The sequence below is a fragment of the Clostridia bacterium genome (assembly GCA_028698525.1).
In the GTDB taxonomy this organism is placed as follows: Bacteria; Bacillota; Clostridia; order JAQVDB01; family JAQVDB01; genus JAQVDB01.
Map to the genome: position 1 here is coordinate 1 of JAQVDB010000037.1, position 22,100 is coordinate 22,100.

The window sequence follows — 22,100 nt, forward strand, 5'->3', positions numbered from 1 at the left end:
ATACAGGAATACCTTCCAGCAATCCGCATTGTTCAGCTGCTTCCCTTGTAATACCACCTACCCTATCTGTGGAACGCACCAGTTCAGGAAACTTATTTAAATCCAATCCTATATACCTTATGATCCCTCTCATCCAGTCATTCTTTTTCAAGTCAAACCCTATAGTAGAAGCACATGACCACTCATACACTTGACGTCCAGTCATTTTAAATGTCAAATAACCATTTACATCTAGAAAATACTCGGTCTTTTTATAAACATCCGGCTCGTTCTGTTTGATCCAGAGCAACTTCGCTAAACCATCTTTCCCTGTAATGGCTGTACCTACTATATTAGAAAATATCCCCCTTCCTCCAAACTTGCTCATTATTTGATCAGCCTGTTTCGAAGCACGTCCGTCCATCCATATTATCGCAGGACGCAAGCATCTTTTGTTCCCATCCATCGGAATTATCCCTATTGTCTGGGTTGTAAATATCACACCCGCAATGTCTGAAGACGACACATCTCCTTGCTGCATAACTTTTTTAGTGGTATGACATACAGCATTCCAATAATCCTCCGGATCTTGTTCAGCCCAATTGACCTGTGGGTAATGAATAGGATATCCTTGAGTACAGTAGGCCTTGATCTTCCCATCCAGCCCTATCAATACCGCCTTGTTGCTGCTGGTTCCCACGTCATGAGAAATAATATATTGAGGTCTAGACATATTACAAAGCCCTCCTTTTTTTACTTAAAAACTATAAAGGTTTAATTATCCTCCCCCTTTCGTCAATTGGCTTAGACTCCTGTTGAAAAATAAAAGATTAGAATTAAATTGGATGACATACAGAATAGTTGAAACTTTTCTACGGTTGGTAATCTTTAGATGATTTGAAAGTTAATCGGAAATGTACATAACAAACTATAACTATATATTATTTTGATTTAATTATACCACGGTACAACTTTGTTGTAAAGTGCAATTTTGTTTATCTATATAAATATTTTATAACAAAAGGGTTCTCTTTAGTAAAAGAACCCTTTTGTTATAAAATATTTGCCCTATAACTTGTTATTTGCTTGCTTTGAATATTTTTTTAAATATACAAACCGCATCAAACTACACTCTAAACGATTTATGGGTTTTATTTCTCCTATAAAAGAAGCTGCTATCAAAGCTTTACAAGCTTTTTCCGTCACCATCCTGACAGCAACAGCATCTTGTTCAGAATTACCACAGCATAAGGCTCCATTGTTGCAAACAAAGACTACAGAACATCTTCTAAGTGCTGCCACAATTCGAGCAGTATCGCTTTCTACATTTTTCACCAAGGTTCCTGCAATCTGTGCAAAATCATCAAGAAGCGGTCGGAGATTTATACCTGCACAAGATACTGTCATAAAATCTGGAGTGTTAGCATGTATTATATGATTGATATTTTTATATTTGTTATAAATAGATCTGTGAATCTCGGCCTCTTGGGAAAGAGGAGTATCCGAACCTTCGAGCCCAACCTCTATAATTTCCCCCGGGGTTTGATACAAAATAAATCCTTTTTGTGTCCGCTGGCTTTGATAATCATGACCTGGTATACAGTCTTCATCGATCTTATCCTTCCTGCGCAAACGGGAAAGAGCAAAACTCCTCATTTGATATGGGTCAAAATCAGTCTGTCCACTGACTTTAAGGTATTGTTCCTTTACAAATCTATCACAAGCATCTTCCAGCTGTGATGCTACCATAAATGCCTCTTGATAGTTTTCACCTATACAAAGAGCCCCATGGTTTTTCATAATAACTGCCTTTCCTCTCGAACGGACCACTGCATCAGATACATTGCGGTGCAACTTTTTAGTCCCAGGGAGAGCATACGGTGCACATATCACTTGGCCTCCTAGGTAAAAAAATTCATCGGCTACTTCGATAGAATCCAAGCCTAAAGCGCTCACTACAGAAGCATTTTGCTGATGAGTATGTATAATAAAATTAATTTCAGGGTTAAGTTTATAAACTTCAACATGTATCCCTTTTTCAGACGATGGCTTTATATTACCGTTATAGCTGCCATCCTCTATCTCAACAACTACTATTTGTTCAGGAGTAAGCGACAGATAGTCCCTGCCACTGGGAGTTATAGCAAAATGGTTTTGATCTATACGGCAGCTTATATTTCCCCATGTACGAGCAATAAGTCCAGACCGGACCAACTTCTCACCTGCCTGTATAACCAACTCCTTGGCCTCATTTATATCCATGGTAAACCTCCCCTTTTAAATAGATAAACCTCTATGCTTTCAGGCCTACATTTTTAAATACATTTTCAAATCTTTTGAGCACATCGTCAATCATTTCTTCATCATAGGCTGCACTGGTGTAAAGCCTGCTGCCTGCCAAAGTAACAATCCCTTCTGCCATATATGCGGCACCCATGTGTTCCATCTCTTTTTTACGTTCAGAGGTAGCCCTTATAACTTTAGGAATTTGCCAAGGTCTTGACCAGTCAATTGAAAAATGCATAGTTCCAACAGTCTCTAGGTGGCAGATGGAACCTTGATTAAAAGCTACAAAGGGTAAGTCATATTTTTTAATAAGTTCTTGTAAACCTTTTATCAACTTATCGCCCATTTTTCCCGCCTTCTGCGCTGCATTAGTCATCTCAATCTCACATAATGTATAATAACCAGCAACACAGCTGAGGGGATTTGCCGCCATAGTACCTCCTACCAGTGCCTTTTTATGCTTGTCACCCGATTGTATTCCTGCCGCCAGATACTTCATGTATTCTTTCTTGCCACCCAAGCCCCCTGCACCTGGATACCCTCCGGCAATGACTTTCCCGAATATAGTCAAATCAGGAGAAACATCAAAATAACCTTGCGCTCCCGCCATACCTATTCTAAATGCGGTCACAACCTCATCAAACACAAGAAGCGCACCATATTTACGGCAGAGGTATTCAACCCCCTTGTTGAAATCCTTGTCAACGGGTCTTGTACCGCTTTCAGGGCCTACAGGCTCTATAAATACAGCAGCTGTCCCTCCACGCGCCTTGTTAAATCGCAATCTTCTTTCAAGGTCATTCAAATCATTTGGGAAAAACTCTTGTGTATGCTTAAAACAAAAACGGGGAACTCCATGGGCTTGAGTCCATTTTGAGCCTGGAACACGTATCCCGTATGCAAGCTGATCGCTCCAACCGTGATAAGCTCCACCCATCTTGATGATATTTTTCTTTTTTGTAGCAAGACGTGCAACTCGTATAGCTGCCATGCAGGCCTCAGTTCCTGATCCTAGCATTCTGAACATTTCCACTGATTTCATGCTTTCAGAAATCTTCTTCCCAATCTTATATTCAAATTCATGAAAAAGCCCTGTAGAGGGGCCGCAATCATTTAAAAGCTCAATCACCTTGCTACGCACTTGGACAGGGTTGCTGCCCAATACTGTAGGTCCCCCCGCCTGCAGAAAATCATAATATTTGTTGCCGTCTATGTCATACAAGTAAGCTCCTTCAGCCTTGGTGAACACTAGGGGAAACGGATAGTTAAAAGCAAGATTATGCTGTACTCCACCGGGAATTATTTTTTTTGCTTGTTCAATCATTTCTTTGGATTTTGCACATTTCTTTTGGTAATATTCTTCTACATAAGATTTTAAAGCTTCTGGTTTGATAGTATAGATGGGTTTTTCGATAAGTCGGTCAAGTTGCCTGGTCACTGCAGCAGCATCGGGATATTCTGAAATAGCAAACCTTCTATCCATATACATCCTCCATTCTGCTTTGTAAGCCTCTAAACAACAAAGACCTACCTTCAGCTTATTTAATTTTTGAGTGAGTGAATACTCACTCATTGATTTCATTATAGCATTGTATGCAATAAAGGTCAAACAAATATTACCAGTTATTCACTACATCTGGAAACTTTTAAAGTTTGTATTGCAAATTTTTTACAGTATGATAAAATAAGAGTGAGCATTCACTCACTCTCCAATGACTAATGCATCAACTTTTATGATCAACATTATTAAACCGAGAATACCCATCGAAAATATCTATTATACGTAGACATATCTTTAACAAGGTAGTCAATTGCTCTGACAAAAGTTCAACTAAAAAACTTGGCTAGTAAAACGGAAAGGGGTTATATATATGTCAGATATTGAAATGATATTGCAAAAACAGAGAGATTATTTTAAAACAGGCAAAACAAAAGACTTGTCATTTCGGATAGAAAAACTAAAATTATTGAAATATGCCATAGAAAATAATGAAAAACAAATAATGACAGCTTTAGAAAAAGATCTGAATAAATCCCCCTTTGAATCCTATGAAACTGAAATAGGAATGGTACTGGAGGAACTCAAGTTCACTATAAAAAATTTGAAAAAGTGGGCAAAGCCTAAAAAAGTAAGAACACCTCTCATGCATTTTATCTCCAGCAGCTATATATACCACGAACCATATGGAATATCCCTGATTATGTCTCCCTGGAACTATCCCTTTCAGCTCAGCTTGGTTCCCCTGATCGGCTCTATGGCTGCAGGCAATTGTTCTGTGGTAAAACCATCAGCATATTCCCCTAACACTTCAGAACTAATCGCAAATATGATAGCTGAATATTTTGATAAATCCTATATCACTGTAGTTCTGGGAGGAAGAGAAGCAAACCAAGATCTGCTTACCCATAAATTTGATTATATATTTTTTACCGGGAGCATCGAAGTAGGCAAAATCGTAATGCAGTCCGCCTCTAAATATTTAACCCCTATAACCCTTGAGTTAGGGGGGAAAAGCCCCTGCATTGTAGATAGAGGAGCCAATATGCAAATGGCAGCCAAGAGGATTGTCTGGGGTAAATTTTTAAATGCAGGCCAAACCTGCGTTGCTCCTGATTATTTGCTAGTACATAAAGATGACAAAGATCAGATTATAAATTTAATGGGTGATTATATCAAAGAGTTTTATGGTGATCATCCTGTTGAAAATAAAGAGCTCCCTAAAATCATAAACCATAAACATTGGGCCAGACTTAACAACTTGATGCAAGATGGCAGAATTGTCGTAGGAGGAAAATGCCATGAGAACACGCTCAAAATAGAACCTACAATAATGGATATGGTCTCATGGGAACACCCTATAATGCAGCAAGAGATATTCGGCCCTATATTACCTATATTGGAATATGACAGTTTAGAGCAGGTCATTCAAATGATAAACGATAGACCCAAACCCCTTGCCCTTTATTTTTTCTCATCAAACAAAACAAATCAGGCAAAAATACTAAAAAATATATCCTTTGGAGGAGGTTGTATAAATGATACGATAGTACATCTTGCAAATCCTAATATGCCTTTCGGTGGTGTAGGAAATAGTGGTATGGGTGAGTATCACGGCAAAAAATCATTTGAAACTTTCAGCCATACAAAGAGCATTTTAAAAAAATCAAATTTATTGGATATACAACTAAGATATCCCCCATTTGAAAACAAATTAAAAATACTTAAAAAATTTCTTGGATAAATAGCAATATTTAATATGCAAAAAATTGACATTACGAGGTGACATTGATGGCTTTTAATTATCATAAAGAATCTTTTGATAGAATTCCAGAAGAAAAAAGGAACAAAATACTCAAAGCGGCAATAAACGAATTTGCAGAACACGGTTTTGATGGGGCTAACATAAACTATATAGCCGAAAGGGCCGGAATCAGTATAGGATCAATGTATACATATTTCAGCAGCAAAGAAGATTTGTATTTGACAACTATACATTTAGGCGTTGAAACTCTAAAGACAGTTTTGGAAGAAATAATATGCAGCCAGGGGGATTTGTTCAACAAAATAGAAAAAATAATTAAAGCGATACAGTCCTACTCACGCAGCAATGCGGATTTGACAAAGCTTTACAACGAAATGGCTACTGAAAATCACTCTGAACTTGTATGGAAGATAGTTTCCGATATGGAAGGTTTAACTGCCAAACTTTATTCGTCATTGATAGAACAAGCCCAACGGGAAGGTAAAATAAGGCAAGATGCTGACGCAAAATTATTTGCTTTCTTTCTAGACAATCTTTTTATGCTGTTGCAGTTTTCCTACTCCTGCGAATATTATAAAGAGCGCTTTAAGATGTTTGTGGATCAGGATATTTTTGATAAAGATGATTTAGTCGTAGAGCAACTGATGAAATTTATAAAGGGAGCTTTTTTCTGGAATAATCAATAAAAAATCCTTCAAATCATTGCATAGATGTGCAGTTATCAATAGTAACTTTACAAAAACACCATAGTTTTGACTGACTTTTTTATGCGTTAAGCTGAAAAGGAGGTTAATATATGGCCCTTCATGTGATCACATATGATGTAGGAACTACCGGAATAAAGACCTGTGTGTTTGAAATTTCCAACACGATAAAGCTTGTGGCCAGTGCCATGCAAGGCTACAACCTTTATATTATGAAAAACGGCGGCGCTGAACAGGACCCTTATGATTGGTGGAAAGCCATGTGCAGCACAACAAAAAAAGTGCTTGAACAAGGCAGTATTCCCGCTAAAGAAATAGAGGGAATCTCCTTTTGCTCTCAAATGCAAGGGCTTGTCCTTGTGGATAATGATGGTGAGCCTATACGCCCTGCGATGAGTTACATGGACCAGAGGGCAAAGGCTGAACTGATGGAAGGAATAGCTAACGGCCTACAAGTAGCTGGAGCAAACATATTCAAGCTTCTCAAATCTTTGAAAATCACCGGAGCTGTGGCAGCTAGCGCAAAAGATCCTGTATGGAAGTACAAATGGGTGGAACGCCATGAACCTGATAACTTCAAAAAAGTATATAAATGGTTGGATGTAAAAGAGTTCTTAATTTGTAAATGCACCGGCAAATTTGTAATGACACAAGATAGTGCTTTTGCTACGCTGCTCTATGATACTCGAAAAGGCAGAGAAGGCTTTAGCAAAGAAATATGTAAAATGCTTGAGGTCAATATGGAACATCTCCCTGAAATAGTCAATTGCACTGACATGGTAGGATGTGTAACAGACCAGGCCGCCATTCAGCTAGGCATAAAAAAAGGTACTCCTGTATTCGGTGGTGGCGGAGACGCATCCCTTATAGGTATAGGTGCAGGTGCAGTTGAACAAGGCAGCACCCATATATATATAGGCACTTCCGGCTGGGTTTCAACTGTGGTTGACAAACAGATTGTAGACACTCAATCTATGATAGCATCTATAGTTGGTGCAAACCCTAAATCCTTCAACTATTTCGCCGAACTTGAAACGGCAGGCAAATGTCTGGAGTGGATAAAGGATTATCTGGCGCTGGATAAGTATGATTATATGATGCATTTAATAAAAGATGTTCCTGCTGGCAGCCATGGAGTTATTTTTACTCCATGGCTACACGGCAATCGATGCCCTTTCGAGGATTCTAACGCACGTGGAATATTTTTTAATATAAGTCTAGCTACAGGTAGAAACCAACTGATACACGCCGTCATTGAAGGGGTTTGTTATCATTTGAGATGGCAGCTGGAAGCTCAAGAAAAAAAAGTGAAAACCTCTAATACGATACGCTTTGTAGGTGGAGGTGCTTTAGCTCCACTTACCTGCCAGGTTCTTTCAGACGTGATCGGCCGTCAAATCCAAACAGTAGATAATCCCCAAAACGTAGGCGCAGTCGGTGCAGCGGCAGTTGCAGCAGTTGGGATTGGTATGATAAACAAGATAGAAGATGTGAAAAACTTAATCAAAACCAGAAAACACTATTACCCCAATGCCAGCAACAAGTCGGCTCATGACAAACACTTTAGAGTATTCAAAACCTTATACAAAAATAATAGAAAGAGCTTTGGCATTCTAAATAGACAAGTCCATTGATACAATAAATATAATCAGTGCATGATAGCAATAAAAAAGAACAGGCTTAAGCCTGTTCTTTTTTATCTAGCCATCTTTTCTATGTCGCTATCCACATCAGTGATTCCTGCTATTCCGAACTTTTCTACCAATACATTAACAACATTAGACGATAGAAATGCTGGCAGTGTAGGTCCAAGATGGATGTTCTTAACTCCTAAATACAGCAGCGCAAGCAACACTATCACAGCTTTCTGTTCATACCATGCGATATTGTAGGATATGGGAAGCTCATTTATATCCTCCAACCCAAAGGCCTCTTTCAGCTTAAGTGCTGTGAGTGCAAGAGAATATGAATCGTTGCATTGTCCTGCGTCCAATACTCTTGGGATCCCTCCTATATCCCCTAAATTCAGTTTATTATACCTGTACTTAGCACAACCTGCAGTCAATATAACAGTATCTTCAGGCAGCTTTTGTGCAAATTCTGAATAATATTCCCTGCTCTTCATTCGCCCATCACACCCGGCCATCACGATAAACTTCTTTATAGCCCCGCTGTTTATAGCCTCCACTACCTTATCCGCTACGCTGTCTATTGTATTGTGTGCAAAACCGCCTACAATCTTTCCATCTTCTAATCTTTCAGGAGGAGCACACTTTTTAGCCTGCTCTATTATCTCAGAAAAATCTTTTTGTTTTCCATCTTTTCTATCAGGTATGTGCTTTACATCTTCAAATCCTACTACATCTGTAGTATACAATCTATCCTTGTAGGATGCTTTAGGCGGAACAAGGCAGTTTGTAGTCATCAGTATAGGACCGTTAAACTTTTCAAACTCCTCATTTTGCTTCCACCATGCATTTCCATAATTACCTACGAAATTAGGATACTTCTTAAAGGCAGGATAGTAATTGGCAGGAAGCATCTCACCGTGAGTATATACATCAACACCTGTTCCCTGCGTTTGCTCCAGCAGCTCTTCCAAATCCTTGAGGTCGTGTCCACTTATCAAAATACCGGGATTCTGTCCTACTCCTATATCTACTTCAGTTACTTCAGGATTGCCATAGGTCGTTGTGTTTGCTTTATCTAAAAGAGCCATAGCATCTACGCCATATTTCCCGCATTCCATGATCAATCCTAATAATTCTTCAACACCTATATCCTCTCTCAAAGTTTCAACCAGAGCCTTCTGCATAAAATTGTATATTTGCTCTTCTTGATATCCTAATACCTCTGCATGATGTACATATGCTGCCATACCTTTAATGCCGTATATCAATAACTCCTTTAACGACCTTATGTCCTCATTTTCTACCGAAAGTATGCCTACTTGTTCAACTTTGCTTTCAAAATCTTCTTGAGTTTCTCCTTGCCAAAGGGCAGCATCTGGAACATCATCTGCCAATTGACAGCCTTGATCTTCAATCTCTTTTTTGATGTCCTCCCTTAACGCTAAAGCCTGTTTAATCTTATCCATAAACACTTTCTTATCAAAATTTACATTGGTGATAGTGGAAAATAATCCTTGAACGATAAATTTATCAGCATCTTCCCTGTGGATGCCACACCCTTTGGCCTTATTATTGTAAAAAGCAATGCCTTTCAAAGTATATATCAATAAGTCTTGAAGGCCGGCCACATCCTGAGTCTTTCCACATACTCCTCTCACAGTACATCCTTTGCCTTTAACAGTTTCTTGACATTGATAACAGAACATTTTGATACCCCCATTTTTTTATTTTAAATAATTTATAAGTTCACTTAATTTCTTGCTAGCTAAATATTGTTTAAACTGTTGATTTAATTGCTGAGGCACTCCTCCAAATAAACACTTTTTAAAAGCGCATACCTTGCAGTTTGCCGGACATTTTTGTTCATTCGGTATCGGGCCTTCTATAGCAGTATAAATATCCAAAAGTTTGATCTGTTCCGGAGGCTTAGCAAGATAAAACCCTCCTTTAGGTCCTCGCACCGAACGTATAAAATTAGTTTTTACCAGTCTTTGCATCACTTTTGATACATGAAATTCTGATGCCCCGATCTTTTGCGATATCTTTTTGGCATTCAAATTTCCATCTTTCTGTGCGGCAATCAACACCATGCTGTGCAAAGCTATAGAAACCATCTCCGACATGTGCACAACTCCCGGCAAAATTAACCACCTCCTATTTGAGTATTGTAATACCTAAATACCTGTTTGTCAAGAATAATTAAAAAAAACTGCGGTTTCCCCGCAATTTTTTTAATCTATAAATCTCCAATTGTTAAATACCCCGTCAGATTCCATCTTTATAATACTGTCCTGTGATCCGTTTTCAAAAGCAGGCATCGCCTGTCCCGCTTTTAAATATATAGAATTATTTCTAAAATAATATATCCCATCCCTAGATGCTATTTCCTTAGGCCTCAGATAACTTGCCAAACAAATCACCTTCCCACTATATTTTGTCGTTTCATTTATTATTATTAGTTTTTATTGAATAAAATAAACTCGGATTTTTAAAATAATAAAAATTAAATTGTCTTTTAAAACTTTATTATAGGAAGTATATACAAAATATCCGCTAGCCTTTGAAATATAGTCAATTATAAAAAACATTATAAAGCGCTTATTTTCTTTACTTCTTCCATTTCCTTTTTATCCAACTCTTCCATCAGTTTTTGTCCTTCCAGCAAATTTATCTCCGACTGGAACTTATCCATGATGATAAGGATGGATTTTTCAAAATCAATCAGTTCCTGCCTAGCCCGCTCAAATCTTTTTTTGTACTTTTTCTTTTCCAACTCAATTTTTTCAATTTCTTGCATAGTCTTTAATTTGGTTTCCTCTATTATAGCCTCAGCCTTTTGTTCCGCCTTAACTAATGCATTGCATATAAATTTTTCATTCTCCTTTATCTTCTCTGTTTCTAATCTAGCAGTCTCAAGACTTTGCTTTAAACTCCTATTTTCCTCATTTAGGTCCAATATTCTGTCTCTCTGTCTGGAGAGGTTGTCCTCATAGTCTTTTCTCATATCATTTATATACTGCTCTACCTCTTTTATCTTATATCCAAAAAGTCCCCGTTTAAAAATTCTCTTCATATGCATATACCCCCTCATATATAAATTTAGCATAAAAGGGATATATTTTTTGTAGAAATCAGGTGTCGATTAACACATTCTTTTTATCCTTTTTCCGTTAAAAAATTACAACAACCATCAAGTAATTATGCCGGACTGCTCGCTTTTTTTGGCTTTAATCCTCTTATTTACTAGTTTGGATATAACCAGTCTTACCACCGCCATGGCAGGAACACCTAAAAACATTCCTAAAACACCAAAAAGACCGCCACCAACAATTATAGAAAAAATCACCCAAAACGGACTGAGTCCCACACTGTCCCCTAATATCTTCGGTCCCAGTATAAGCCCGTCAAACTGTTGAAGGGCAAGTATAAATAATGCCACCCAAACCCCGTATATGGGACCGTCAAACAATGCAAGTATCACTGCGGGAACTGCTCCTATAAAAGGCCCAAAATAAGGTATCATATTTGTAATAGCCACTATAACACTTATAAGTAACGCAAATTCTATCTTCATTATCAGAAGACCTATAAGACACAAGATACCTATTATAAAAGAATCTAGTGCCTTCCCAACAATAAACTTGGAAAATATCTCGTTTACTTCCATTACAAAATAATTTAAATTATCTATTACGCTGTCTTCTAACATTGTCTGTAGTAATTTGTTGAACATATTGATAAACTTTTCTTTATCATTCAACATATAAAATGCAATTATAAATCCAAGTATTGTATTTATTACACCAGAGGTAACGGAAAGCACTCCCTTGATAAGATCACTCATAGTAACCTGCAAAAATTCACTGATATTGGACGTGTATGAATCTATGATATTGTTCAACTGAAAATTTACATCATAGTATTTGTTCACAACAGGGTTAGAAACAAAGTTCAACACCATTTTCTCTATTTCTTTAGCAAATCCAGGTATCTTATCTATCAAATTGGCTATATTTTCTGCTAGCCTGGGGACCACCGATATACTTATAAGGGTTACAGTCCCAAAAACTATGAGATATACAGTTATTATACTCAAAATTCTGGCAGGGCGTTTTTGAAAGAAAACATTCTTTTCTAAGTATCTTACTCCTGGATTTAATATATAAGCGATAAAAAACCCGATGATAAAAGGAGCAAGGAGTTTAAATATAAAGTTGAAAAAAGTTGCAAATACTCTAAATATATCATCGATATTGTATATAATCTTAAAAACAATGATGGAAAGAGTTATGGTAAGAAATGCGTATAAACTATATTTTAAATATTTTTTATCAAATTTTATTTTCATATGGTTTCCTCTCACATCTTTTCTCATTATACATTATATCTGACTTTTTTTAATGATTCTACCCTTTTATTTTAGAGTTTATAACAAAAATGCAAATATAGGTTGCATAAGCTGTGATTTTTTATTAAAATTTTAGATATGATATTTTAAATACACGAAGGAGTCTTGACGTATAATGGAATACATGGTTAAAAAGCTGATCGCAGGTCCTATGATGGTCAATTGTTATATTGTACACGATACTATGAGCAAAAAAGGTACAATAATCGACCCTGCGGGAAATTTCGACAAAGCACGCAAATATATAGAGCAAAACAGTCTGGATATTGAATATATATTATTGACTCACGGGCATTACGATCACATTACAGCCCTTAAAAAATTTAAGGATTATACAGGTGCAGATATATTGATTCATCAAAGGGATAGGCAAATGCTTACCGATCCTGAAAAAAATCTCTCTTTGATATCCTATAAAAGACCAGTTGTACAAGTGGATGCTGATGGCATTGTTGAAGATGGGGATATAATAAAAGTAGGTAATTTAGACATAAAAACTATACACACTCCGGGACATTCCAGCGGAAGCGTATGCTATGCTACTTACGATGCGTTATTTTCAGGGGATACATTATTTTCAGGGTATATTGGAAGAACCAAAGATTTCCCTGGGGCAAATGCCCAAGACCTGAAAGATTCTTTAATCAATAAAGTGCTAATTTTACCCCAAAGTTTTATCCTTTATCCCGGGCATGGGATAAACAGCACTATAAAAAATGAAATTTTAAAAAATCCTTATCTCAAGGCATTGTGATAGAAATATGTGAACTTTACTTGTTTTTCTGTACTTTATCATATACTAATTTTCCATCATTCATATATAAAATTCTGCCTGTTTGTTCAGCAATTCTCTGGTGCTCTGTAACCACTATCACGGTTTTTCCCATTTCATGTATGTTTCTCAAATCTTGCATTAATTGATCAGCAGAATCTTCGCCAAGGTGACAAGCAGGCTCATCTATCATCAATATATGAGTATCTCTTGCAATGGCAGCAGCTATCTGCACCTTTCTTTGTTCCAGGAGGGAAAGGTTTTCTACATATTCACTCAACTTATGACTGATGCCCATAATATTCAATGCCCTTTTAATCAGTCTATTTTTATCGCCAGATGTTTTATCAAAAATTTCAAACGCTATATTAATATTCTGCTCCACTGTAAAGCCCTCCATGAGAACCACATCTTCATAGATAAAACTAAAATATCTATCCCTTATATCTCTGGCCTCATCCGGCAAAAAGACAGAAGTATCCTCATCACAAAAGAGATAAGTGCCTTTGGAAGGCTTATCTATAAAACCGATTATATTGAAAAGAGTATTCTTCCCAGAGCCGTACTCTCCCAATATAGATATGAATTCATTTCTCTTTATAGTAAAATTCACATCTTTTAAAGCTTCTATGGATAAAAAAGCTCTATTATAAAGTTTGCTTACATTCTTCATCTGAATCAAATCATTATCACCTTGCCAATGGAAAAGAATTTTATAATATTTGTATTATAACATAATGGGAAAATTTAAACATTAAAAAACTGTTTCTGGTAATACCAGAAACAGTTTTTATCAATGTTCTAATCTACAAATCATTTAATCAGATCCATCACATTTTTTACCACATTTTCTACAGTAAATCCGAACTTCTCCATTACTACATCCCCGGGAGCTGATGCACCAAATCTATCTATTCCGATAACTACTCCTTGATCGCCTACATATTTATGCCAGCCCATTGTGCTACCAGCTTCAACTGCCACTCTTGTCTTAACGTTATCCGGCAACACCTTGTTCTTATATTCTTCAGACTGTTTATCAAATATCTCCCAGCTAGGCATACTCACCACTCTTGCATCAATGCCCTTATCCTTGAGCTGTTGGCTAGCATTCATCACAAGGGATACTTCAGAACCGCTGGCCATGAGTATTACATCAGGCATATCCTTCTCTGAATCCTTGAGTATGTAGCCTCCCTTTATGGAGTCTTCCGGCAGTTTATCTATAGTAGGAAGCCCTTGTCTAGTTAATATGAGAGCTGTAGGTCCTTCAGTGTTCTTGATAGCAGCCACCCAAGCATCTGCTGTCTCTTTGGCATCACAAGGTCGTATAACTGTAAGTCCCGGTATAACTCTCAAAGAAGCCAAATGCTCTATTGGTTGATGAGTAGGTCCGTCTTCTCCCACAGCTATGCTATCATGTGTAAATACATATATAGCCGGCTGTTTCATCAATGCTGCCAACCTTATAGCAGGTCTCATATAATCGGCAAAGACTAGGAATGTAGCACCAAAGGCTCTCAAGCCTCCATGCAAGGTTATACCATTTATTATGGAACCCATAGCATGCTCTCTTACTCCAAAATGAAGATTCCTGCCCGTCCTTGTTTCGGGAGTAAAATCTCCCTTGTCTTTCATATTTGTATTGTTTGATGGTGCTAGGTCTGCAGAGCCCCCGATTAAATTGGTCACTTTATCTGCAATCTTATTGAGCACTATCCCAGAAGATTTTCTGGTTGCCATATCCCCATCGAAATCCCATAGAGATGGATCATTCTCTATGCCCTGGATTATTTCGCCTGTAAACCATTTATTCCATTTGTCTGCAAGTTCCGGATATTCCTTTTGATATCTTTGCCATAAATCGTTCCATTGTTGTTCAAGTTTTTTGCCTCTTTGTTTTATATCTTCAAAATGTTCTTTTACATCATCAGGTATATAAAACTCCTTATCTTCCGGCCATCCAAGGTTTCTCTTGGCATTTATCACTTCATCTTTACCTAAAGGCGCACCGTGAACATCTGCTGTACCTTGTTTTGCAGGAGAACCATATCCTATAATAGTCGGAACAATAATCAACGAAGGTTTATCTTCTTCTTCTTTAGCCTGAGAAATTGCGTCATCTATAGCATTTATATCATTTCCATCTTTAACTTTGATTACCTGCCAGCCGTACGCTTCATATCTCTTGGCTACATCTTCAGTGAAAGCGATATCAGTGCTTCCCTCGATACTTATTTCATTATCATCGTACAGACATATCAATTTCCCCAGCTTTAAATGTCCTGCAATGGATGAAGCTTCGGATGTAATGCCTTCCATCATATCTCCATCTCCTGCAATGACATATGTATAATGATCAACCAATCTATATCCTGGCCTATTGAAATTCTCCGCAAGAAATTGTTCTGCTATCGCCATGCCCACCGCTGTACTCAGTCCTTGCCCTAGCGGACCTGTAGTCATCTCTATCCCTTCCGCTTCACCATATTCAGGATGACCTGCAGCCTTGCTGCCCCATTGTCTAAAATTTTTTATATCTTCAAGGGTCATATCAAATCCACATAAGTGTAATAGCGAGTACAAAAGCATAGAGCCATGTCCACCTGATAACACAAATCTGTCCCTATTGGCCCAGTCAGGATTATCACAATTAAATTTCATATGCTTTGCCCAGACTGTATATGCCATTGGAGCCGCTCCCATAGGTAAGCCCGGATGCCCTGATTTAGCCTTTTCTATAGCATCCACTGAAAGAAATCTAATAGTGTTAACACATTTGTTTTCTATGGCATTGTTCATATTATCATCTCCTCCTGTTTTTCTTTATACTCTTAAAGTTATCCCTAGTTATTTATTATAGCATAACCACTGTTAAATGCTATGAATTATACCAGAACTTTGACCACAACCTTTTTAACTTTGGATGGCTGCTCCACCTCTATGCCAGGCATATGACCGTCTTCAGGATATAATATGGCAAATGTGCCCTTTTTGGCCACAAAAAAATCTCCCTCTCCAGCAAGCAAGAGACAGTCCCCGTCGCTATCATAATCCTGGGTAATTTCAAGCTCAGATAAATGAGAATATCCTATCCCTTCTATTCCATCAGCAACAAATTGAATATCTATATAACGCCTATGGGCTTCCCATACTCCCTCCTGTTTTGGCTTTGTTTGATATTCGCTTACCATAGCGAATACATCTTCCCCATCTATTTCATACCTCCCTGGGGACATGTTGGAAAAATCACTATTCTTCAAAAAATCTAAAGCTTTGGCTACATTATTTCCTAATCCAGAATATAAATTCTTGTTTTCTAACCTATCAATTATCATGTTAAACTCCTCCCAAATTATAATCACTATTCACATTTTATATCAAAACAACTAATGATATCAATACATTTGTCGATATGCTATCAAAACGGACTACAATCAAGTTTTAGCCTTTTTTCTATATATTTGATGTTTTTGAGGATTCATAGTTATATCAGTTATGACAGTATATTCCCTCTGATTCAGAATAGTCTCCAACATATCTGCTATGCACCGAGTAGTTAGATAAGCTTCCTCATTTTCTGCCTCTTTAAAATCCGCATTTTTATAAAAATCGCTTTTAGTCATATCAGGGCTGATGTTCACCACTCTAACCCCGCTCTTTCTTATCTCCTCAAAGAGGCTTAAGCTAAAATGCCTAATCCCTGCCTTGGTAGCAGCATAAGCACATCCAAAAGGACTTGCTTTTAACCCAGCTGTGGAGCCTATGTTTATTATCCAGCCTTTAGATTTCCTTATGCTTCTCAACAATAGTTTGGAAAGTACCATAGGTGCAAGCAAATTTGTATCCACCATCTGTTTTATCATGGTGATTTTTATATCTTGGTGCTGTCCGAAATAACCCACACCTGCATTATTCACCAATAAATCTATTTGTTTTTCGGTTTTTAGAAGTTTTTTTACGCTTTTCTCCAAGGCATTCATGTCACTTATATCTATGCTGATACATATAAAATTTTTATTTTGAAGATCCACTTTTGAAAAATCCCTGGCTAATCCATAAACTCTAAAACCCATATCAAGGAGCTTCCTTGTGATCTCAAGTCCTATACCGGAAGAAGCTCCACTAACAATCGCTGTCTTCATAGATAAACACCTTCTCTTTGTTACAGTATTCAAGCAGATGCTGATATATAAATTGTTTCATGTATTTTTCTCTGTCGGGCATATATGTCATTATACCATCCTTACACATCATGGGATACGCAAAAACATCGGTATCTTTTCTCATCTTTTTAATCCTTTTTACCTGATCTTTGCTCATTCTGAACACACCCGAGTTTATATCCAATAATCTGTCTGCATCTATTTCTTGAAATATTTGGTGGATAAACTCCGAATAGACTTTTTCCCAACCTTCAATCTCTATCACAGGTTCAATAGATAACCTTACCTTCCAGCCATCCTGTAAAGCATCCTTGGCCGATTTAATCCTCGCTGAAAGCGAAGGTGTACAGTGTTCATACTTTTGCCAAACCTGATGGGGAGACAAAGTCCATGCCAGTATCACATTGCCGGTAGGCTCTAATGTTGCTATGGAAGAATAGTTGGCGCTCTTGGTCTTTATCTCTATCAGCAGATTATCATTGCCTCTAGCATATTTTATCCATCTGGATGCCTGACCCGTTATATTTTCAAGTGCCAATATATCTGAATCATATGATATACAAAGGTAAACCTTTTTATCTGCTGTTGCCTGATCCACAGCATCAAAAAAATCATCTATGTTCACAAAAACAACTATATTCCCGGAATTATACATGCCTTGAAGAAAACAATAATCACAATTATAGATACAATTTATAGTAGTAGAACAATAATAAAAATTGTTAAACCCAAAGTCCTCACAAACATCGGGTCCCGGATATAAAAAATCTCCGGGTTTTACTGCCAGTATTAATTTTTGAGACTGCTTCTGCAAAAAGAAATCCTGCCTGGGACGGTTGAATAAGTTCCTGTATTCATCTATTATAATCTTTTGTGAACAGCTGAATTTATCCAGTATTTCATAAGTATACGGATAATTATACGCATCTTTCTCTACATAAACATGGGAGTATCTACTAAGTAAGCCTTGCCTTGATCTGCCCAAACAATTTATTCCTTTCATGCTTTGTGGTCACCCTCTTACAACTATATTCCTCTAAAAAATCCAAACTTTTATTAGTCCTGATCTTGTACTGACTGGCTATATCGTCCAATAAATGCTTTTGAGAAACTGTCAGATTTAAGTTGTTTTTGATATCACTGATCAGCTTTTGTTCTTTTTGGTTCAACAATTGTTTTTCTGATATTTCCAGCATTTTTTTTATGTCATATAAAACAGTCTCTATTTGATATAATTTGCTCTCTATCATCTGCCTAATAAAATCCCTGTCCAATTTCGTCTCATTCAAAAAGTCAGACAGGATCTTTATAACATATATACTATGAGGTCCTAGGTAGTGAGAAGCTGCCTGAAAAAAGCCTGAACCCTCCATATCTACAAATTCCTCGGATTGTTTACAATCATCAAAAGCAACAGGCATGGAATATGTACGCAAACCGGCCTCCTGCATCCCATGGTCTATCATTATATCAGGATAATACACTCTTTGGGTATCATTGTCCACCACTTTATTTATAAAAAAAGTTTCCCCCTTGTTACAATCAGCATCAACTGAACCACATATTCCAAAGTTTATTATAGCATCCCTGCTGCCCGGCTGATGTCTGGATAGAATATCACTAACAGCACAAGCAGAATTTATCTTGCCAGTACCGCTGATTACGAGCAATATATCCCCTGAAGCGTACTCTCTGAAAAAATTATAGCCTGTTTTCTTTAATCCAAAATGCTTTATAAGGGGCCGGGCTTCAATAGCCAGCGCCGTTACAATATATATCAATCTTGCTCCCCCTCTTCTAAATATTACAATTCAAACGACACAAGGGGACAGTCCCCCTGTGCCGTTCATTGATCCATCTACAATAATAATACCACATTTTAAAAAAGCAGCGAAACTCAAAGTTCCACTGCTTCCCGCACCTCACTCATATTCATCTATAAACTCATTATAACAACCTTCACAATACCCATCATATAAGGGCGTACACTCATCACACACCCAGCCCTCACATTCAGGACAGCTATCACACATTTCCCGTTCAATCGGACACCCGCATATAGAACAACTCAAATCTTCCATCTTTTTCACCCCTTATAGTTATGATTCGATTATATTCTTTTCATTTTTTTAAAAAAATATCCATTCTTTTATACATTATGATTACTTTAGTTCCAGTAGGGTATAAAGGAATTAATACATTGAAAAAGAGGAGGAATTCCAAAATGGCATTTTTTGGAGAAACTATAAAAACTGGTGATTGGAAAAATGAAAAACACGTACCAATAATACATGCACCCCAAAAAATCGCTGCAGGCGAAAAAGTTGAAATAAAATTATCCTTGGGAGATGAAATTGCACATCCTAATACACTAGAACACCATATAGAATGGTTTAAGCTCTTTTTCCTGCCTGAAAATTCTAAATTTCCGGTGGAAATAGCTACTTTCAATTTCTCTGCCCATGGGGAAGGGGATATTTTCACACATCCTTTTGCTTCCGCATCATTAAATATTAAAAATTCAGGGACAATTTACGTATTGAGTTATTGCAACCTGCATGGTGTATGGCAAAACAGCACTGCTATAGAAGTAAAATAACCTCCGATTTTGGAGGTTATTTTACTTCTATTAATAAATTTTTGATTTTCATTTCCAGTTCAAACAGCGAAAAAGGCTTAACAACGTAATCATCTGCTCCCAGTTCAAAACATCTTATAATATCGTCTTTATTCATCCGGGGTATCGCCATTATAATCTTGGTATCTTTTGTTTCCAGGCTCTCCTTTATACACCTGCATACTTCAAGCCCTCCCTGGTCAGGGATTGATAAGTCTATTATCATCAAACTAGGTTTAATATTCATTCCCAGTTCTATCGCTTGGGTGCTGTTGCTTGCAACCTGTACATTATAATTCTGGGATATAAGCCTTATTTTTATAAGCTGATTCATTACGCTTTCCACACCTGCGATCAGGATGGCCTTGGTAAACGAGGGTAACGATTCTTTCACTTGACTAGAAAGGACAGTCCTGCATCGTCCCGCCTTCTTAGCTGCGTATAAGGCAACATCCGCATTCTCTAAAATTTGCTCTATCGGCTGATCCACATAGGATATCTGTTCAATTCCGGCACTGTATGAAACAAATATTGTTTCCCAGTTCTTATATCTGAAATCACTTTGAGCTACTATTCTTCTAATTCTCTCTATCACTTCAAAAGCCTGTTCTGCAGTAGTCTCAGGAAACAATGCCAGAAACTCATCTCCTCCAAACCGGTATAATTGATCTGATTCCCTCAGGTTCTTCATCAATATCCGGGAAAATTCTTTAAGTACATAATCCCCCGCCAAATGCCCATATGTATCATTTATATATTTAAAATCATCTATATCGATAAACACTACAGAAAAAACCCTACCATCTTTAATAAACTTGTCTATTTCTTCTTCAGCCCGTTTCCTAAAGTATTTTTTTGTATATGTTCCTGTTAATTCGTCTATAAATACATGAGTTTTCCCCTTACCCGTCCTCTCCAGTATCCTATCCACTCTAGCTATCAATTCATCCTTATCAAAGGGCTTTGTTATATAATCATCAGCCCCTGCTTTTAATGCCTTAATCCTTTCTTCCGGCAGGTTTTGAGATGTCAAAAATATTATAGGGATGTCTAGCCTCTCGCTTCTTATCTGTTCTAACACTTCAAATCCGTTCTTGCCTGGCATCATTATGTCCAGCAGTATAAGATCTAAGTTACTGGAACGAATAACATTCATCACCTCGGTGGATTTTGAAGATATATGGACATCATATCCTTGCTGAGTAAACAATTTCTCAAGATAATCCAGTATCACTATATCATCGTCTACTATGAGCAATCTACCACTTTTAGTCATATTCTGGTACTGATCATCCTCTATATAACTCTTGACTGCCTGATCTGTGTCTGGATGAGATTCTTCTTTTAATTCCTGTATCTTTTGATATATTTGTGCCATACCCATAAACAGATCATACACTATCTTATCCGTAGAAATATCGGATCTATCATCCATAACCCCATCAACATACTGCTGGTATTTTTCTCCTAATTTTCCTATCTCCTTGAATCCCAATGTTAAAGCTGTCCCCTTCACAGTATGAAAAAAATTTTTTAACTCGGATAAACAATCTCTGCTGGGCTGTAGCAAGTAGCTCATCAAGTCCTGTAACGCCTTGTTTATCTTTATATCCATTTCCTCTAAAAACATGACTCGCCATTTTTCAGCCAATTCCTTTTGTTCTTTCTGTAACATCTCCTACCATCTCTTTCCTTTTTAAACCCCAGCTTTATTAAGTGTACTACAATATGTATGCCTCATTTTCCAATCTATCTGATCCATCTCCATAAAACACTTTTATTTTTATAGGGCGCGTAGTGATCTTTTTAATCGCTATTTGCGGATTAGTTATCTGTTGTATGAGAATGCTATGTTTGGAAGGAGATCTAAAAGCAACTTCTATAACATAATGATCTTCTTGCCTTTTTATGCTTTTTATCTCTACTCTATAACCTGTTGTTTGTTTCTTCCCCATAGAAATAATAATATATTGTCCTATAACATGTATACCTTTATTGAGACATTCCATATCTGTTGTTTTTAAATCTTCCTCTGTTAAAATCTCCACTACCTGTTTGTCCATGATCATCACCCCTAAACTACTTTATAATATTTTATACATGGACTAAACAAAATATTAATAAATACTGCAGGCTTTGTAGCCTGCAGCTATGAAATAATATATTTAATTCAACATTATCTGCCCACCTGTCACAGGCACTGCCTGCCCCGTTTCATATTCTTGTTCTATTATATAAAATATGGCTTTCGCAACATCTTTAACGGTACATCCT

23 protein-coding genes are annotated in these 22,100 nt (G+C 37.1%); 5 read left to right on the forward strand and 18 right to left on the reverse strand.

Annotated features, from left to right (window positions below; genetic code table 11):
• The 3 genes from PHP06_06840 to PHP06_06850 all read right to left on the reverse strand — a co-directional run.
• The coding region (locus PHP06_06840) for an FGGY family carbohydrate kinase (protein MDD3840275.1) at positions 1-712 on the reverse strand (712 nt) is incomplete at its 3' end.
• 335 nt (positions 713-1,047) lie between these two features.
• A complete protein-coding gene (locus tag PHP06_06845) occupies positions 1,048-2,241 on the reverse strand; it encodes a class II aldolase/adducin family protein (GenBank protein MDD3840276.1) in 1,194 nt (397 codons plus the stop codon).
• Between the two features lie 31 nt (positions 2,242-2,272).
• Positions 2,273-3,748 carry an aminotransferase class III-fold pyridoxal phosphate-dependent enzyme gene (locus PHP06_06850; protein ID MDD3840277.1) on the reverse strand — a complete coding sequence of 492 codons (1,476 nt, stop codon included), beginning with the start codon at positions 3,746-3,748 and terminating at the stop codon, positions 2,273-2,275.
• 388 nt (positions 3,749-4,136) lie between these two features.
• Here PHP06_06850 and PHP06_06855 point away from each other — a divergent pair, with 388 nt between their 5' ends.
• The 3 genes from PHP06_06855 to PHP06_06865 all read left to right on the forward strand — a co-directional run bounded on the left by PHP06_06855 (position 4,137) and on the right by PHP06_06865 (position 7,866).
• Positions 4,137-5,507 carry an aldehyde dehydrogenase gene (locus PHP06_06855; protein MDD3840278.1) on the forward strand — a complete coding sequence of 457 codons (1,371 nt, stop codon included), beginning with the start codon at positions 4,137-4,139 and terminating at the stop codon, positions 5,505-5,507.
• A 47-nt stretch (positions 5,508-5,554) separates the two neighbouring features.
• The gene (locus PHP06_06860; GenBank protein MDD3840279.1) at positions 5,555-6,214 is read left to right on the forward strand and encodes a TetR/AcrR family transcriptional regulator; all 660 of its coding nucleotides are present in this window, start codon (positions 5,555-5,557) and stop codon (positions 6,212-6,214) included.
• A gap of 110 nt (positions 6,215-6,324) precedes the next feature.
• The gene (locus PHP06_06865; GenBank protein ID MDD3840280.1) at positions 6,325-7,866 is read left to right on the forward strand and encodes an FGGY-family carbohydrate kinase; all 1,542 of its coding nucleotides are present in this window, start codon (positions 6,325-6,327) and stop codon (positions 7,864-7,866) included.
• 62 nt (positions 7,867-7,928) lie between these two features.
• Here the strand turns inward: PHP06_06865 and hcp are convergent, their stop codons facing one another.
• The 5 genes from hcp to PHP06_06890 all read right to left on the reverse strand — a co-directional run bounded on the left by hcp (position 7,929) and on the right by PHP06_06890 (position 12,211).
• Positions 7,929-9,575 carry a hydroxylamine reductase gene (gene hcp, locus PHP06_06870; GenBank protein ID MDD3840281.1) on the reverse strand — a complete coding sequence of 549 codons (1,647 nt, stop codon included), beginning with the start codon at positions 9,573-9,575 and terminating at the stop codon, positions 7,929-7,931.
• A 12-nt stretch (positions 9,576-9,587) separates the two neighbouring features.
• Complete coding sequence (locus PHP06_06875) at positions 9,588-9,986, reverse strand: Rrf2 family transcriptional regulator (protein MDD3840282.1); 399 nt, start codon at positions 9,984-9,986, stop codon at positions 9,588-9,590.
• Positions 9,987-10,094: 108 nt separating this feature from the next.
• A complete protein-coding gene (locus tag PHP06_06880; GenBank protein ID MDD3840283.1) occupies positions 10,095-10,274 on the reverse strand; it encodes a hypothetical protein in 180 nt (59 codons plus the stop codon).
• Positions 10,275-10,450: 176 nt separating this feature from the next.
• Positions 10,451-10,936, reverse strand: coding sequence for a hypothetical protein (locus PHP06_06885; GenBank protein MDD3840284.1), 486 nt, complete (start codon positions 10,934-10,936; stop codon positions 10,451-10,453).
• Between the two features lie 117 nt (positions 10,937-11,053).
• On the reverse strand, positions 11,054-12,211 hold the full coding sequence (locus tag PHP06_06890) for an AI-2E family transporter (protein MDD3840285.1): 1,158 nt from the start codon (positions 12,209-12,211) through the stop codon (positions 11,054-11,056).
• A gap of 175 nt (positions 12,212-12,386) precedes the next feature.
• Between PHP06_06890 and PHP06_06895 the strand changes: the two genes are divergently transcribed.
• Positions 12,387-13,025 carry an MBL fold metallo-hydrolase gene (locus PHP06_06895; protein ID MDD3840286.1) on the forward strand — a complete coding sequence of 213 codons (639 nt, stop codon included), beginning with the start codon at positions 12,387-12,389 and terminating at the stop codon, positions 13,023-13,025.
• Between the two features lie 16 nt (positions 13,026-13,041).
• Here PHP06_06895 and PHP06_06900 read toward each other — a convergent pair whose 3' ends face one another.
• The 7 genes from PHP06_06900 to PHP06_06930 form a co-directional block, all read right to left on the reverse strand.
• On the reverse strand, positions 13,042-13,716 hold the full coding sequence (locus tag PHP06_06900) for an ATP-binding cassette domain-containing protein (GenBank protein ID MDD3840287.1): 675 nt from the start codon (positions 13,714-13,716) through the stop codon (positions 13,042-13,044).
• 140 nt (positions 13,717-13,856) lie between these two features.
• Positions 13,857-15,845 (reverse strand): transketolase, encoded by a 1,989-nt coding sequence (gene tkt / locus PHP06_06905; GenBank protein ID MDD3840288.1) that lies wholly within the window; start codon positions 15,843-15,845, stop codon positions 13,857-13,859.
• An 86-nt stretch (positions 15,846-15,931) separates the two neighbouring features.
• Positions 15,932-16,381: a YhcH/YjgK/YiaL family protein gene (locus PHP06_06910; GenBank protein ID MDD3840289.1), complete on the reverse strand. Its 450-nt coding sequence runs from the start codon at positions 16,379-16,381 to the stop codon at positions 15,932-15,934.
• 99 nt (positions 16,382-16,480) lie between these two features.
• Positions 16,481-17,188, reverse strand: coding sequence for an SDR family NAD(P)-dependent oxidoreductase (locus tag PHP06_06915; GenBank protein ID MDD3840290.1), 708 nt, complete (start codon positions 17,186-17,188; stop codon positions 16,481-16,483).
• Positions 17,169-18,212, reverse strand: coding sequence for a radical SAM protein (locus PHP06_06920; GenBank protein MDD3840291.1), 1,044 nt, complete (start codon positions 18,210-18,212; stop codon positions 17,169-17,171). The genes PHP06_06915 and PHP06_06920 overlap by 20 nt, the downstream gene beginning before the upstream one ends.
• Positions 18,166-18,990: a hypothetical protein gene (locus PHP06_06925; protein ID MDD3840292.1), complete on the reverse strand. Its 825-nt coding sequence runs from the start codon at positions 18,988-18,990 to the stop codon at positions 18,166-18,168. The genes PHP06_06920 and PHP06_06925 overlap by 47 nt, the downstream gene beginning before the upstream one ends.
• A 141-nt stretch (positions 18,991-19,131) precedes the next feature.
• Positions 19,132-19,290 (reverse strand): hypothetical protein, encoded by a 159-nt coding sequence (locus PHP06_06930; GenBank protein ID MDD3840293.1) that lies wholly within the window; start codon positions 19,288-19,290, stop codon positions 19,132-19,134.
• A gap of 143 nt (positions 19,291-19,433) precedes the next feature.
• On the opposite strand from PHP06_06930, the gene PHP06_06935 reads away from it, so the two are divergent.
• Positions 19,434-19,808 (forward strand): class II SORL domain-containing protein, encoded by a 375-nt coding sequence (locus PHP06_06935; protein MDD3840294.1) that lies wholly within the window; start codon positions 19,434-19,436, stop codon positions 19,806-19,808.
• 16 nt (positions 19,809-19,824) lie between these two features.
• Here PHP06_06935 and PHP06_06940 read toward each other — a convergent pair whose 3' ends face one another.
• The 3 genes from PHP06_06940 to PHP06_06950 all read right to left on the reverse strand — a co-directional run.
• The gene (locus tag PHP06_06940) at positions 19,825-21,501 is read right to left on the reverse strand and encodes a response regulator (protein ID MDD3840295.1); all 1,677 of its coding nucleotides are present in this window, start codon (positions 21,499-21,501) and stop codon (positions 19,825-19,827) included.
• Between the two features lie 46 nt (positions 21,502-21,547).
• A complete protein-coding gene (locus tag PHP06_06945; GenBank protein MDD3840296.1) occupies positions 21,548-21,889 on the reverse strand; it encodes a protease complex subunit PrcB family protein in 342 nt (113 codons plus the stop codon).
• Positions 21,890-21,991: 102 nt separating this feature from the next.
• Positions 21,992-22,100: short-chain dehydrogenase (locus PHP06_06950; GenBank protein MDD3840297.1), on the reverse strand; the 109-nt coding region annotated here is incomplete at its 5' end.